The sequence below is a fragment of the Paenibacillus sp. MMO-58 genome, from assembly GCF_037146255.1.
Taxonomy (GTDB): Bacteria; Bacillota; Bacilli; order Paenibacillales; family Paenibacillaceae; genus Pristimantibacillus.
This window is the reverse complement of record NZ_JBBCVY010000002.1, coordinates 369683-384974: the sequence shown is the minus strand read 5'-3', so window position 1 is coordinate 384974 and position 15292 is coordinate 369683. Positions and strand designations below refer to the sequence as shown.

At 50.9% G+C, this 15292-nt stretch carries 11 protein-coding genes; 9 read left to right on the top strand and 2 right to left on the bottom strand.

Translation table 11 applies throughout. The features are described from left to right. Positions 1–31: 31 nt before the first annotated feature. A complete protein-coding gene (locus WFJ73_RS07620) occupies positions 32–1471 on the bottom strand; it encodes a hypothetical protein (RefSeq protein WP_336772473.1) in 1440 nt (479 codons plus the stop codon). Positions 1472–1624: 153 nt separating this feature from the next. Here WFJ73_RS07620 and WFJ73_RS07615 point away from each other — a divergent pair, with 153 nt between their 5' ends. After that, positions 1625–2092, top strand: a complete 468-nt coding sequence (locus WFJ73_RS07615; RefSeq protein WP_336772472.1) for a divergent PAP2 family protein — start codon at positions 1625–1627, stop codon at positions 2090–2092. 84 nt (positions 2093–2176) lie between these two features. Here the strand turns inward: WFJ73_RS07615 and arfA are convergent, their stop codons facing one another. After that, on the bottom strand, positions 2177–3709 hold the full coding sequence (gene arfA / locus WFJ73_RS07610) for an arabinosylfuranosidase ArfA (RefSeq protein ID WP_336772471.1): 1533 nt from the start codon (positions 3707–3709) through the stop codon (positions 2177–2179). Between the two features lie 135 nt (positions 3710–3844). Here arfA and WFJ73_RS07605 point away from each other — a divergent pair, with 135 nt between their 5' ends. The 8 genes from WFJ73_RS07605 to WFJ73_RS07570 all read left to right on the top strand — a co-directional run bounded on the left by WFJ73_RS07605 (position 3845) and on the right by WFJ73_RS07570 (position 15133). Further along, positions 3845–4747: an ArsR/SmtB family transcription factor gene (locus WFJ73_RS07605; RefSeq protein ID WP_336772470.1), complete on the top strand. Its 903-nt coding sequence runs from the start codon at positions 3845–3847 to the stop codon at positions 4745–4747. Positions 4748–4996: 249 nt separating this feature from the next. Then, positions 4997–6319, top strand: coding sequence for an ABC transporter substrate-binding protein (locus tag WFJ73_RS07600; protein WP_336772469.1), 1323 nt, complete (start codon positions 4997–4999; stop codon positions 6317–6319). A gap of 5 nt (positions 6320–6324) precedes the next feature. Then, on the top strand, positions 6325–8115 hold the full coding sequence (locus WFJ73_RS07595; RefSeq protein WP_336772468.1) for a sensor histidine kinase: 1791 nt from the start codon (positions 6325–6327) through the stop codon (positions 8113–8115). Then, a complete protein-coding gene (locus tag WFJ73_RS07590) occupies positions 8100–9719 on the top strand; it encodes a response regulator (RefSeq protein WP_336772467.1) in 1620 nt (539 codons plus the stop codon). Before WFJ73_RS07595 ends, WFJ73_RS07590 begins: the two co-directional genes overlap by 16 nt. 23 nt (positions 9720–9742) lie before the next feature. Then, positions 9743–11104: a GntP family permease gene (locus tag WFJ73_RS07585; RefSeq protein WP_336772466.1), complete on the top strand. Its 1362-nt coding sequence runs from the start codon at positions 9743–9745 to the stop codon at positions 11102–11104. Between the two features lie 46 nt (positions 11105–11150). Then, the gene (gene gntK, locus WFJ73_RS07580; RefSeq protein WP_336772465.1) at positions 11151–12689 is read left to right on the top strand and encodes a gluconokinase; all 1539 of its coding nucleotides are present in this window, start codon (positions 11151–11153) and stop codon (positions 12687–12689) included. Between the two features lie 121 nt (positions 12690–12810). Then, a complete protein-coding gene (locus WFJ73_RS07575; RefSeq protein WP_336772464.1) occupies positions 12811–13983 on the top strand; it encodes a benzoate/H(+) symporter BenE family transporter in 1173 nt (390 codons plus the stop codon). Beyond that, positions 13973–15133: a MalY/PatB family protein gene (locus tag WFJ73_RS07570; protein ID WP_336772463.1), complete on the top strand. Its 1161-nt coding sequence runs from the start codon at positions 13973–13975 to the stop codon at positions 15131–15133. The genes WFJ73_RS07575 and WFJ73_RS07570 overlap by 11 nt, the downstream gene beginning before the upstream one ends. Positions 15134–15292 lie beyond the last annotated feature (159 nt).

Below are 15292 nucleotides of genomic sequence, written 5' to 3'. Positions count from 1 at the left end.
ATCGAGATGATCTGGGGAGCCGGGTATCGATTTAAAGGCTAGAACGGGTATCGAATACTTTGCCGTAACGTCCTGAATAGATAGGCTTGCCGAAGGCAGTTTCCCATTGTTCCTGAAGCCGGGAAGATGAGGTGTTCGGAGTAATAAGATAATCCGGCTGATCAGCCTTCACGATCTGAGGAAGCTTGTCCGAGAAGCCGTACATCGAACGTTCGAAAGCATTCCAGCCAAAGACGCCTTTGGATGCTTCTGTAATAAATGGATCCTGCCGGCCGTCACATAATACGTCAGCACCGCGGTACATGGCATAGCCGGATGTTCCGTAAGTAGAGATGACTTTCGGACGCGCTCCTGAATCGGTATGTGCAAGAATATAATTCATTTCGTCCACCGGATATTGCTTCGCATTAACCTGAGGTGGATTTGCGAATACGAGCACCGCGTTAATGGCAAGACCGGCGGCGAGACCTAAAGCGGCAGTTGCCGGCCGAAACGGAAGGCGCAACTTGGAAAGTGAACGAAGTCCATAAGCATAAGGAGTCTCCGTTGTGGCAAAATAAGGGACAAACAGCCATAGAAATAAATTTTGTTTGATATTGGTCACGCCCAGATAGATGATGCCCAGCATCAGTAGGATCCGGAATACTTTTTTGTGCAGGGAGAAAGGGAGGATATATGCAAAAAAGATGAGAATCAGCACAATAGGAATGTTCTCCCAATCCAAGAAGTCAATAGGCTTCCATTCATTAATTAAACGATTGTAATGATGCTGCGTTACAACGAGCACGTAAGTTATACTGCGGTAGCCCCCGGGATTCAACATACCCGCTAAGGCAACCGCTCCGTAGAGCAACATGTGCCGCCATCGCAACGATTTCTCCCATAATGTCTCAGCAATCTGCATACCGGAAAATACTGCAATAACGGGCCATACGCCGGCATGGATATTTGCAATGGCACAGGAGCCGAACATCATCGCGATAACGTATCGGAGCTGATCTGTCATCTTGAATTGTCTCATCCAAATGAAATACCAGACAATGAGGAAGGCAGAAATGATTTGAGGCCGGCTTGTAAAATAACAATAATAAATCCATAAGCCGACGGGTACTAATAGCAACGTACAAATAAACGGGATATTCTGAAAGCCTATTTCCTGCCTGGAAACCTTCATTAATCGGTAGAGGCCGGTCATTAGTAATCCGAAGCTGACTGCCGTGAGCAGATATGTACCCGGCCAACCAAATGTCCGGTAAAGAGCAGCCTCAATGAATTCAAATCCATACTCATGAGGGATATAAGGCAGGTTATTCCCGTAAAACGTATGGATGGCATGATGGAGCACGGATTTGTGTTCGATCATATAGAGGCCGTTTTCGATATGCCAGAACGTATCCGGATCATTATAGGAATTAGCCGGGAAAAGTAACAATACGATAAGGGTGATCGAAGCGGGGATGATCCATCGCATAATTCGTAACCGGCTCATCTCGCACTCACGGATATAGTTGGAATGTGAAAGGATAACATCGAATCATTACTCCTTTGCTTGATTGTTTCTTACTACTGTATCAGCTCTTTCTTAAATATTTATTAATTCTTCAACATGAGGAGCTAGAAGGCATTGAACATCTTTCACAACATCGCTTTAATTGCTGCACTAGTAGCTATCATTACAGCACAAGGGTTGAAAATTCCCCTCGGATTTATTTCGGACGGTAAATGGAATATATCGAAGGCTTTTGGAACGGGTGGGATGCCGAGCTCACACTCAGCAGCAGTTGTATCACTGGCAACTGTTGTCGGACTGAACGAAGGGTGGTCATCGTCTATGTTCGCTGTCGCTGCCGTCGTTAGCGCGATCACGATGTACGACGCTGCAGGAGTGCGGCGTCATGCGGGCATGCATGCTTCATCCATTAACAGGATTGCCAAGTCAATCAAGTTCTTGCATCCTCACTCCATTTCGGAGTTCAAGCATGATGATGAGCTGAAGGAACTGCTCGGCCACCGTCCGATCGAAGTATTCGGAGGGGCAATTTGGGGGATTGCGATTGGGCTTATTATGTTTTATTTAGGTTATAAATCCTAAATCCTATTATAAAGGGGCTGTCCCATAAGTCATTAAATTGACGGTGGGATAGCCCCTAGTTTGTTTGGGGCTTAACTAAAGTATTTATTTAGGGAAGTATGCGGTTATCCTTTTTTTGGTTTGCAGGCGGATCACGTTCCAGGAGGCTTTGTTCAAGATCGCTTGAACGCTGCCGTTATCCGCCGTAGTGCGGCCGCAGGCATGCGGAACGACATTGCGCGGATTGGATTTGGTGTTAGTTGCTTTCAAATCCTCGCTTTCCAGTACAATATGCTCGATTACGCTTACCTCGCCAAAGCTGCGGAGGTCCAGGCTCAGCTCCATTTGCTCTTCAATATGGCGGTTAACCGCAAACACCGTAACCAGACCTTGCTCCTCGTCAAAGACGCTGATCGCTTCGAGATACGGAACGTCGGTGAAGTCCTTGGAATCGTATTTCGGCGAAGAGATATTGGCTTGCAGTACCGTACCCCGTCCGAAGTTCGAGGCATGCAGGAACGGATAATAGGTCGTTTGCAGCCAGATCGCGCCGTTCGTCTCGGTCATAATCGGAGCGATAACGTTAATTAATTGGGCGATACAAGCCATTTTGACACGGTCCGCATGCTTAAGCAGCGTAATCAGGAAGCAGCCAACCGCAAGAGCATCCTCGTGCGTATACACATCCTCGAATTCCGGAGGCGCAATCTGCCAACGCTCGTCGGCGCGGCTTGTGCCAATGGTGTTCCATACATTCCATTCGTCGAGGGAGAGCATGATCGTCTTTTTGCTGCGTTTCTTCGCTTTTACATAGTCGCAAATCGCGGCTACGCTGTCGATAAATTGGTCCATATCGAGCGATTTGGCCAGAAAATTAGCCGTATCGTTATTGTTGTTATTGTAATAGGTATGGAGAGACAGGTAGTCTACCTGATCATAAGAAAGATCAAGAACCGTAGCTTCCCAGTCTGCGAAAGTGCTCATGCCGCTGCTGGAGCTGCCGCAGGCAACAAGCTCGATCGACGGGTCAACCCATTTCATCACCTTTGCGGTTTCATTGGCAAGCCGTCCATATTCGACGGCTGTCTTGGCGCCAATCTGCCACGGACCGTCCATTTCGTTGCCCAGGCACCAGGTTTTGAAGCGATGAGGCTCCTTGTAGCCGTGGGAGATCCGCAGATCGCTCCAGTAAGTACCGCCAGGATGATTGCAGTATTCAACAAGATTTCTTGCCGCATCCATTCCCCGCGTACCCAGATTTACCGCCATCATGACATCGGAGCCAACCAGCTTGGCCCAATCCGCGAATTCGTTGGTGCCTACCTCGTTGGTTTCCGTCGTCCACCAGGCCAATTCAAGCAGACGTTTCCGCTCGCTCTTTGGACCTACGCCATCCTCCCAATTGTAACCCGATACAAAGTTGCCGCCAGGATAGCGGATAATAGGTACCTGCAGAGCTTTGATGACTTCAATGGCATCTTGGCGGAAGCCGTTCTCGTCTGCCGTCGGATGTCCCGGATCGTATATGCCGCCATAAACGGCGCGGCCCAAGTGTTCGATAAAGGAACCGTATACACGGGGATCAACAGGGGAGACGGTAAAGTTCTTGTCAATTAGCATGCTGGAACGAATAGTCATGGAAAAGCCTCCTTTAGAATTAGGGAAAAACAAAATCCGTATGGTTGAAATCCTATAATATTCGTAACATAATAGGTATTGGCAGACAACAATAAGTTTTAGGATTTCAGAAAAACAAAATCCTACTGGGGTGAAATGATGCTATCAACCAATGCGGAGTCCTTAATCGTCTATGAAGCGCTGGCAAGCGAGGTGCGTCTGAAAATTATTGATAAATTGTTCGAGAGGGAGCGCCATGTGAAGGAGCTCGCCTCCGAGATGTTTCTTAGCAGCGCGGTCATCAGCGGACATATCCGCAAGCTGGAACAAGCGGGAATTGTCGGCAGCAAGATGAAGCGGATTGACGGAGGAACTTATAAGTATTGTTATATCAAGTCTGAGTTTCTTCAGATCAAGCTGTCTCCCAATGTTTCCTCGTCCTTAAGCTTTCATGGGCTGTCCGTGCCCATCGGCCACTACACCGACTACGAGGCATGGCCAACCTGCGGGGTTGCAACCACGGAGAAAATGATCGGGCAGTATGATAATCCGGCCTGCTTCATGGACCCGGAGAGGGTAAACGCGGGAATCCTGTGGCTTGCAAGAGGCTGGGTGGAATATAAAATTCCTAATTATCTCTATAAGGATCAACGGCTGCACGAGATCGAGATTTCCTTCGAAATCGGCTCCGAGGCTCCTCGCGTCAATGAGAATTGGCCGTCGGATATCCATTTCAGTCTCAACGGCAAATCGCTTGGCATATGGACAAGCCCGGGAGATTTCGGGAAAACAAGAGGAAGGCTTACCCCGGATTGGTGGTCCAGCGACGTCAATCAATACGGCCTCTTGAAGGTGCTCCGGGTCAAGGAGAGCGGCTCTTATATCGACGGTTTGAAAATATCGGACATAGGTCTTAAAGATATCGGAACGGGCGCCATCAACTGGACATTCCGCATTGCGGCGGAAGATACGGGGCGCGGACGGGGAGGTCTAACCCTGTACGGAAAGGGCTTTGGCAATTACGATCAGGATATTGTTTTTAGAAGTTTTTACGTATAAATAAGCTTACGAAAGAGGCCGCGCCTGCTGCGGCCTCTTTCTATTTGCCCGATTGGAGTGATAAACGAACGTACAGGCAATAATAGGTAACGCCGATCTTTAGGATTCGTTATCAATGTTTAGTATTCGTTATATCGCCTAAACCGGCGATCCAGTAATGTTAAGGATGCTTAATAAAATTTTTCGACGCAAATCGACGTTGCTTTTTGAGGCAAGGCCGATTCCGCTTGAAGGAGAGTAGAGTAAGGCATGAAAAAGCTGCAGCTCTTACAGACCGGATGGGCTGGATTATTGGTCGTTGCAGCATTAGCCGGATGCAGTAACAATCCGGCCAAACAGCCGGGCGCAGCAGTGAGCGAAGCAAAGCCCGGAGAGGGATTACAAGGTCGAACGATTACGTTCGTGACCGGATCCCATCCCTGGGTTGACGTCATTAAGCCGTTAATTCCAGAGTTCGAGAGGGAAACCGGCATTAATGTGCGGATCCAGGGCTATTTCGAAGATCAGCTGACACAGAAGCTGACGGTACAATTCACGGCACGATCGGAGACCCCGGATGTGTTCATGTACCGGCCGCTGCAGGAAGGTAAGCTGTTCTTCCAGAGCGGCTGGCTTGAACCGCTTGATGCTTATGCCGGGCAGGATGCGGAATACGATTTGGGCGATTTCTCGCCGCAATCCATCCGTTCTTCTACGGTAGACGGCCACCTAGCCGGCATTCCGATCGTGACGGAGCAACAAATACTGTATTACCGGAAAGATCTGTTGAAGGAAGCGGGGATTGAGGTTCCCTCAACCATCGATGAGCTTGAAGAAGCGGCAGCCAAGCTGAATCATCCGGAGCAAGGCGTCTACGGCTTTGTAGTCAGAGGACAGCGGAGTCCGCTAGTGACGCAGGTCTCGTCGTTTCTTTATTCCGAAGGCGGCGATTTTATCAAGAACGGCAAAGCAGCCATTAATTCTCCGGAAGCGATCAAAGCCTTCGAGACCTATGGCGGTCTTCTTCGGGATTACGGGCCGCCTAATGCGATCAACATGTCCTGGCCACAGGCGAGTGCTTTTTTTGCGCAAGGGAAGGCCGCCCTATACACCGATGCCAATTCGATCTACCGCGCGCTTGATACGGAAGAGTCGAAGGTTCGGGGAAATGTCGGCTTTGCGCCGTTTCCTTCGGGGCCAAAAGGTTCCTTGCCGTATAACATTACGTCATGGGGTCTTGCCATTAACCCGAAATCGCCGAATAAAGAGGCGGCATGGGCATTTATCAAATGGGCAAGCGGAAAGTCCGTCATGCTGCTTACCCAGCAGGCGGGCAATCCCGGACCAAGATCGTCGGTATGGAAGGATCCGAGGGGCACGATTGGCTTCCCGGAACAACTGGCAGCCGTATTCCGGCAAACGGTTAACGGAGGCATCGATCACGACCGGCCTCAGACCGTTGACGTAGCGGCAGCGCGGGAGCAGGTAGGGAAAATCGTACAAATGGTCATCACGGGAGAGACGGACATCCGGCAATCGGCCGATCAGGCCAATGCCGCTCTGCAGGCCCTCCTTGATGAGGAAGCGGAGTAACCGAGATGCCGCGCCGACTGACGATTTTCAACAAGATTGCTTTCACCATTGTCCTGCTGCTAGTACCCGTTGTGCTGCTGTACGGTTATTCCAACCGAATTGCGACCGGCGTTGTGGAAGAGCAAATGCGTTCTTCCAGCTTGAGCAAGCTCGTCTTCTTTATGGATCAAATGGACGGAACGATGGAAAATTTGTCGATGTTCCCGGTCATCTTAAGCGATGATCCTCATATTCGCGATTTTCTGTCCCCGGCCTCGGGCGAGCCGGAAAGCGGCTTCCTGAAGGAGCAGGCCAGAGTAACGGAAAAGCTTGGACTGCAAAGCGTATCCAGTTCATGGTCCAACGATTTAACCTTTGCTTTTCCGGAGAAAAATCTCGTTCTCTCCTCGAACATTTACTTAAACGGCAGCGAAGTCCAATCGCCAGAGAGAATAATCAAGAAGGATTGGACTTACGAGCGGGACAGCTCGCGCGGTTATCCGGTCGATACGTTTGTCCGGGAGACCGGAGTTCCTGCTGCTGCCGTAAAGGTTAGGGATGCGGAAGCCGTAATTCAGGTCCGTTTTCCCATCCAGAATATTAGCGACATGCTTGATGCGTACAAGAAGGAGAACCGAGGTGATCCGTTTTTGCTCCGCTTTAATGAGCAGTCTGTCCGTAACAGTACGTATGAGGAAGCGTCTTCCGCCAAGGTCATTCAAGAGCTTAGCCACGGGAACCTCGGACAAAGCGGTCAACGGATCCTGAAGATGGATGGACAAACGTATCTGGTCAGTTATGCGAAGTCGCGCCAGTTAGGCTGGTATTTGGTTGATTACGTACCGGTCGAGCGGATTGTAGCCCCTATCGTTCAAGCCAGGAACTGGTTCTACGGCTCAATCGCTTTTCTGATCCTGGTTGGACTGCTGGCTTCCGTTCTGCTCTACCGCAATGTTCAGATACCGCTATCCAAGATGATAGCCGGTGTCAAACGGATGAAGGGCGGCGATTTGTCTTGGCGGATCGGCTATAAGGCTAATAATGAATTTGATGACTTGATCCGGCATTACAACGAAATGGCTGGCCAGATTCAGCGGTTGATCGAAGATATTTACAGCGAAAAGCTAAGATCCCGGGAAGCGACGCTTAAGCAGCTGCAGTCGCAGATCCATCCTCATTTCTTGTATAATTCGCTGTTCTTTATTATCAACTCGGCGATGATGGAGGACCGGGATTCGGTTATTTCCATGTCCGAAAATCTGGCCGAGTTTTACCGGTATACGACCAGGGTGGACAATCAGCTGTCAACGGTGGGAGAGGAGCTGGAATTTGTCCGGCATTACCTGAACATCCATACGCTAAGGATGGGAAGGCTGGCCTTCGAAATCGATGTTCCGGATGCCTTATTAGAGGAGCCGCTTCCCCGTCTGACCCTGCAGCCGATTGTCGAAAATGCGATCGTGCACGGGATTGAAAGCCGGATTGGCGGAGGGCGTATCGTCATTACCGGGAGGCAAGAGGGGGATTATAACCTTCTTGAAATTGCCGATAACGGAGCGGGAATGACCGGCGAGGAACGGCTTCGGCTGGAAGCGCTGCTAGGCGAGAAGGAAATGGGCGACGAGATCGGATGCGGTACCTGGAACGTGCACCAGCGGCTGCAAGGCCGGTTCGGAAAAGGTTCGGGGCTTCGTTTCCGGCATGCAGCGGAGGGAGAAGGTCTTGTCGTTACCATAGCGTGGCTGAAGAGCGAAGCAAATGCCAAGCAATGGGATCAAAATCGGTTGGAGGGAGAAGCGGAATGGCCCAGCTCTTGATTGTGGATGACGAAGCGCATGTCGTGGACCGTCTGGCGACAACGGTCGATTGGGGATCCGTTGGAATCGATCAGGTGTACAAAGCGTATTCCGGCCAGGAAGCGCTGGAGCAGCTTCATCAATTCTCCATCGATATTGTTATTACGGATATCCGCATGCCGGGGATGTCGGGGCTTGAGCTTATTTCCGAGATCAAGCGGCAATGGCCGAAGACCAAAAGCATCCTCCTGTCGGGCTACTCCGAATTCAATTATGCGAAGCAGGCTATGCAGTTCCAGACCGAGGACTATTTGCTCAAGCCGGTTAAGACCGCGGATCTTCTGTCAACGGTGGACCGCGTGCTTCTCAAGCTGAAACAGGAGTGGGAGGAGGTTATCTCCGCCCAGCGGATGACGTATACGCTGAAGGAGCATCTGCCACTCTTAAGGGCAAACCTGCTGCAGGAGCTGCTTCAGGGAAAGGTGTGGAGCAGACAGACGCTTCGGGAAAAAATGTCGCGGTTAGAGCTTGGCGATCGGGATTGGCAGCGATTTTCGCTGATGGCTATTCGGCTGGATGACCGGTTCGGGGAGTTTGCCGAAGAGGATCTGTCCTGGAAGGAATACGCGGTCGCCAATATGGCCGAGGAGCTGTTCGGCGGTCGTTACTCGCTGTGGCATGCGAAGGATGCCCATGATTATCTGATCTTTCTGCTGACCCCTAAGGAGGAAGCGGAAGGGGAAGATCCGGGATGGCTTGAGCGTACGGCAACGGTGCTGCAATCCGCCGTAGGCGTCTACCTGAAAGGAAAGGTATCCGTCATGGTAAGCGGCGCGGGCGCTTTTCCCGAAGATGTTCCCGGCTTCTATAACCGGTCGATTACGGCTTTCCGCAACCGGATCGGGCAGGAGCCGGAGCAGTTCATGCGTCTGGACGAGAAGGAAAGCAAGCCGGATGCCATTCGGTCGCTGGACTATCTATACGAGCCGCCGGCATTGATTCATTTGCTGGAAGCCGCAAGATGGGAAGCAGTGGATGAGAGGTATAAGCGTATCTTCGCGGGAGTGGAGAGCGGGGTATCCGTGTCCGAAGAACATTTGCTCGAAATTTATTTTACGATGGCATCGGCCTATGCTTATATCGCCCATAAGAACGGACGTCTTCTAAACGAAACACTTGGTACCGATTACAACCGGATGACGACGGGTATGCCGTTCCGTACCGTGCAGCATCTCCGGGAATGGGCCTTCCGTACGCTAAAAGCGTTGCAGGAGGATATGGCTAAGGAAACAAAGGACAATCGCCATTCCTTGATCGAGCGAATAAGAAGCTTTATAGATGACAACGTAACCGGCGATATTTCGCTTCAAACGGTGGCCGATTACGTCAAGCTGCATCCCGTCTATGTATCCAAGGTATACAAGCTGGAAACAGGCGAGAACTTAAGTGATTACATTCAGCGCGCGAAGATGGAAGAAGCCCAGTCCATGCTGCGGCGCAGCGATGAGAAGGTCTATGTCATTGCCGCCCGGCTGGGCTATCAACGGCCGCATTCCTTCATCAGCGCCTTTAAGAAAACATTCGGCATGACGCCGCAGGAATACCGCGACGGTCAGCCGCAATAATCCATTCTAGGAGGAACTACACCATGTTGCTATTTATTGTACTTGCAGCAATCGTTGTGCTGCTATTGCTCATTACGATTGCCAAGCTGAACCCGTTTGTCGCGCTTATTATTACGGCGATCGGGACAGGGCTTGCCGCGGGAATGCCTATCGTGGCTACCGGAGACCAGACCGGCATTATCGACTCCATAAAGACCGGTATGGGGAATACGCTAGGCTTCCTGGCGATTGTATTGGCGCTCGGCACGATGCTCGGAAAAATGATGGCTGAATCCGGAGGCGCCGAGCGGATCGCACGGACCTTGATCGGCGTGTTCGGAGAGAAGAGAGTCCATTGGGCGATGATGTTTGTTGCGTTTATCGTCGGCATTCCTGTATTTTTCCAGGTTGGTTTCGTCTTGCTTGTACCGCTTATTTTCACCATTGCGAAACAAACGGGTCTTTCGCTTGTCAAAATCGGCGTACCGCTGGTAGCGGGCTTATCCGTCGTACACGGTCTAGTACCGCCGCATCCGGCTGCCATGGCTGCAGTGGGCATCTTTAATGCCGATATCGGCAAGACGATTTTGTATTCGATTATCGTTGGTCTACCGACCGCAATCGTTGCGGGACCTCTGTACGGCAGCTGGATCGGCAAACGGATTCATAAGGAAGTACCGAAGGAAATGGGAGATCAGCTTGCGGAAACCGATGAGAACCGCGAACTGCCCGGCTTTGCCAATACGCTCATCACGATTCTGATTCCGGTATTCCTGATGCTGATTGCCACATTCGCGGACGTATTCGTGGAAAGCGGCTCCCTTGCGAAGGATGATACTCTGTTCCTTGCCGCGAAATTTGTAGGCGATCCGGTTGTAGCGCTTCTGATTGCGACGGTATACTCGTTCTTCAGCTTAGGCTTTGCCCGCGGTATCAGCCGTGAAAAAGTATTGAAATTTACGAATGACTGTCTCGCTCCTACGGCAACGATTCTGCTTGTTATTGGCGCGGGCGGCGCGTTTAACCGCGTGCTGCTGGATTCCGGAATCGGCGACTACATCGCTGATCTTGCTACTTCTTCGCATGTATCGCCTATTCTGCTTGGCTGGGGAATTGCGGCGATGATCCGGATCGCAACCGGTTCCGCAACCGTCTCGATGATGACGGCTGCAGGTATCGTGGCTCCAATCGCGGCAGCAATGCCCGGAACCAACGTGGAGCTGCTTGTACTCGCAACGGGCGCAGGCTCGCTTATTTTGTCCCATGTGAACGACTCCGGCTTCTGGCTGATCAAAGAATATTTCGGCATGACGGTGAAGGAAACGCTCTTGACCTGGACAGCGCTGGAAACGATTATTTCCGTAGTTGCGCTAGTGCTCATTATGGGGCTGAACGCCGTCGTTTAAAGATAGAAGGCATGGATTGGATAGAGAGAAAGGAGAGTGAGCGGCAATGGCTTCCTCTTACGTAATTGGAACGGATATCGGGACAACAAGCACGAAATCCGTATTGTTTGACAAGTCTGGACAAGTCATCGCGACTCATACGATCGAATACCCGCTGTACTCGCCGAAGCCCGATGTAGCGGAGCAGGATCCGGACGAGATTTTCCGCGCGGTAGTTGGCACGATCAAGCAGGTTGTTGCCCTAGGCGGCATTGGCGAGGAAGGCGTATTATGCGTATCGTTCAGCTCGGCGATGCATAGCGTGATCGCGGTTGATAGCGAAGGCCGTCCGCTGACGCGCTGCATCACTTGGGCGGACAACCGCAGCGCGATGTGGACGGAGCGGATCAAGAACGAGATGAACGGCCATCAGATTTATTTGCGTACGGGTACGCCGCTGCATCCGATGGCACCGTTGTCCAAGCTGGTATGGCTAAAGAACACGCAGCAGGATCTGTTCGCCCGCACGCATAAGTTTATCTCCATCAAGGAATACGTGTTCCATCAGCTGTTCAACCGGTACGTGATCGACTATTCGATTGCATCGGCGACGGGGCTGTTTAATCTAACCCAGCTGGGCTGGGATGCCGAAGCCTTGCAGGTGGCTGGCGTAACGCCAGAGCGGTTGTCCGAGCCTGTGCCTACGACCTATGCGCTGGAAGGAATGAAGGCCGAATGGGCGGCCGAGATGGGGCTGCCGGCTTCAACTCCTTTTATTGTGGGAGCAAGCGACGGCGTATTGTCCAACCTTGGCGTGAATGCCATTGAGCCGGGAACCGTTGCCGTCACGATCGGGACAAGCGGAGCAATCCGGGCCGTAACGGACCGGCCGGTAACCGACCCGAAGGGGCGGATCTTCTGCTACGCGTTAGCCGAGGATATGTGGGTAATTGGAGGTCCGGTTAACAACGGCGGTATGATATTCCGCTGGCTTAGAGATCAGCTTTGTGCCGCGGAGACCGAAACGGCTAAACGGCTTGGCAAGGATCCGTACGATATTCTGACGGAAATTGCCGCGCGCGTGCCGGCGGGAGCGGATGGTCTGTTGTTCCATCCTTATCTCGCGGGCGAAAGAGCTCCGCTGTGGGATGCCAATGCCAGAGGCTCTTTCTTTGGACTAGGCCTGCAGCATAAGAAGGAACATATGATCCGCGCGGTGCTGGAAGGCGTGATTTTTAACCTCTTCACGGTGTATATGGCATTGGAGGAGCTGATTGGCCATCCGACGAAAATCCAGGCAACCGGCGGCTTTGCCCGCTCGGAGCTGTGGCGTCAGATGATGTCCGATATTTTCGAACAAGAGGTCCATGTGCCGGAAAGCTTCGAAAGCTCATGTCTTGGCGCCGCGATCCTAGGCTTGTACAGCATCGGCGAAGTGGATTCTCTCCATGTCGTGTCGGGCATGATGGGAACTTCCCACAAGCATTTGCCTGAACAAGCCAACGTTGAGCGTTATAGGGAGCTGAGCCGAATCTACGTCCGGGTATCCAGGCTGCTTACGCCAGAATATAAGGAAATTGCCGCTTATCAGAAAAAGTGGACTTAAACAAGGAAAGAGCCTGCGCGAGCGGGCTCTTTTTTTATGGGTGGATGGCAGAAATTTCTCCGAATTGGCTGGTTACCGTTTTTTCCTTTGGTTCTAAGATGGGCTGAAGGAGGGATTTACCTTGAGGTTTATCACTACGGGAATGATGTCCGCCATGCTTGCATGTACCGGAGGCGCAATCCTGCTTGTCCAAGCGGCGGATCGGGCCGGAATGTCCGATCATGAGCTTTTATCGTGGTTTTTTGCCGTTTATGTCGCTGGCGGCGTGTTAAATACGATACTCACTCTAAAATATAAAATGCCTTTTGCGGGAGCGCATTCCATTACGGGGATTGCTTATATCGGGTCCGTTGCCGCCCATTATACGCTGCCGGAATTAGCCGGGGGATTTTTTCTGTCGGGAGTAATCATGATTGCGGCTGGAAGTACGGGGATTTTTGGCCGGGCTTTGCCCTTGATTCCCAAGCCCATAATCGATGCCTTATTGGCCGGGCTGCTGTTATCCTATGTCTGGGGGATGATTCCGTCTTCGGTTCAGCTTCCGCTATGCGGTATCTTGGCCGCGGCCGGATATTGGATCATTCCGCGTTTTACACGGTTTCTGTCGCCGGCCTTATGGGCAATGATCATGGGGTTTGTTGGTTTACTCCTTCAACAGCGCCTTCCATGGGCGGCTGTTCAAGGTTTACCGTTTGAGCTTCCCGCGCTGATCATTCCCGAATTTTCGGCAGCCGCTATTTTTTCCATTGCAATCCCCTTGTCGTTTATCGTGATGAGCAATGATCTGGCTGTCGCACTTACCGCCTTAAAAAGCCATGAGTATGATCCGCCGGTCAACCGTATCATAAGCGCTTCCGGCTTGGCTTCCGTAGCTGCCGGACTGTTTGGCGGACATGCGGCGAACGTAGGAGGGATGATGACCGCCCTGTGCAGCAGTCCCGAAACGGGTAATGCTTCAAAACGTATCGGCGCAGCAATAACTTCAAACGTCTTAGCCATTTTATTCGGGTTGTTCGCATCGAAATTGATCGGTTGGATTCAGATTTTGCCTGCGCCGTTTATTGCTTTGATGACCGGTATACCGTTGCTGGGCCTATTTATGAAGTCGGTAAAATCGGCCGTGCAGCTGCGTTCATCCATCATTCCGTCCATCGTTACCTTTATCCTGGCCGCTTCGCATCTTAATTTGTTTGGCATATCGGCTCCCTTATGGGCATTGCTGGCGGGAGTTGTGCTATTATATGTTAGGCAGAAGTTTGCGAACAGAAAAGGTGGCGTGCAAGATGAAGTATGATTTTGATGAAGTAGTAAACCGGAAAAATACGAACAGCTTCAAGTGGGATTCAGCGAAGAACAAAGAAGATATTGTACCCATGTGGGTTGCAGATATGGATTTCAAGGCAGCGGATCCCATCCTTCGGGCATTGGAGAGCAAGCTGCAGCACGGGGTATTCGGTTATGCCCATTTACCGGATGCTTATTATGAAGCGGAGATCAATTGGTGGCAGAAGAGATATCACTGCCGGATTGAAAAAGAATGGATTGCCTTCAGTCCCGGCGTTATTCCTGCGTTGGCCGCTATTATTCAAGCATTTACGAGCCAGGGAGATAAGGTGCTTATTCAAGCTCCGGTATATAACAGTTTTTATACGACTATTTCCAATAACCACCGCGAGATCATCGAGAATGAACTGATCAATACTGGCGATTCCTATGAGATCGACTTTGAGGATTTCGAGACGAAGGCTTCGGATGAAGCCGTAAAGCTGTTTATTTTGTGCAATCCCCATAACCCGGTAGGAAGAGTGTGGCGGAAGGACGAGCTTGAGCGGTTAAGCGCCATTTGCCAAAAGCATGGGGTTCTTGTTGTAGCCGATGAAATTCACAGGGATCTGGTGTTTGAAGGACAGCCTTATGTTCCGTTTGCTTCGATAGACGCGTTTAACTCGATCACCTGTACCTCTCCGAGCAAAACCTTTAATATTGCCGGATTAAAGATGGCGAACATCATTACCGCCAATAAGGAATACAAGGAGAAATTCAAGAAGGATCTGCTTATGAGAGGCGTTCATGAACCAAACACATTTGGGGTGGAAGCATTAATCGCTGCGTACAATAAGGGAGAAGAGTGGCTGGATCAACTGCTGGTTTATTTGAAAGCCAACCGTGATTATTTCCTTTCATATATTCAAGAAAAATTGCCAAGGCTAAAAGTAATCACGCCGCACTCGACGTACTTAATGTGGGTAGACTGCCGAAGTCTCGGGATTGGGTCGGACGAGCTGAGCCGCAGATTATTTGACGAAGCAGGCCTTCGGATTAACGAAGGTTCGACTTACGGAAAAGCCGGAGACGGGTTTATCCGCATTAATATCGGCTGTTCGCGAGTGATTTTGACAGAAGGCCTGAACAGACTCGAAAATGTAATTAAAGCAATTAAATAATTGTCGAGCAATGTCATTTGCCGGTTCCAACTCAGAGTTGGAGCCGGCTTTTTTATGTTGGTTATCCTGGAATATTACTCCAAAATTACGACGAATCTCTGTTGAATAATTGCTATTGAATGTCCGTTTTCTACAATTGACCATTCCTTAACAATCCTT

What these genes read in the sequence shown, in the direction of transcription:
- WFJ73_RS07620 (WP_336772473.1), bottom strand. Translation starts at nt 1,471, where the DNA reads ATGCGATGGATCATCCCCGCTTCGATCACCCTTATCGTATTGTTACTT.
- arfA (WP_336772471.1), bottom strand. Translation starts at nt 3,709, where the DNA reads ATGACTATTCGTTCCAGCATGCTAATTGACAAGAACTTTACCGTCTCC.
- WFJ73_RS07605 (WP_336772470.1), top strand. Translation starts at nt 3,845, where the DNA reads ATGATGCTATCAACCAATGCGGAGTCCTTAATCGTCTATGAAGCGCTG.
- WFJ73_RS07600 (WP_336772469.1), top strand. Translation starts at nt 4,997, where the DNA reads ATGAAAAAGCTGCAGCTCTTACAGACCGGATGGGCTGGATTATTGGTC.
- WFJ73_RS07595 (WP_336772468.1), top strand. Translation starts at nt 6,325, where the DNA reads ATGCCGCGCCGACTGACGATTTTCAACAAGATTGCTTTCACCATTGTC.
- WFJ73_RS07590 (WP_336772467.1), top strand. Translation starts at nt 8,100, where the DNA reads ATGGCCCAGCTCTTGATTGTGGATGACGAAGCGCATGTCGTGGACCGT.
- WFJ73_RS07585 (WP_336772466.1), top strand. Translation starts at nt 9,743, where the DNA reads ATGTTGCTATTTATTGTACTTGCAGCAATCGTTGTGCTGCTATTGCTC.
- gntK (WP_336772465.1), top strand. Translation starts at nt 11,151, where the DNA reads ATGGCTTCCTCTTACGTAATTGGAACGGATATCGGGACAACAAGCACG.
- WFJ73_RS07570 (WP_336772463.1), top strand. Translation starts at nt 13,973, where the DNA reads ATGAAGTATGATTTTGATGAAGTAGTAAACCGGAAAAATACGAACAGC.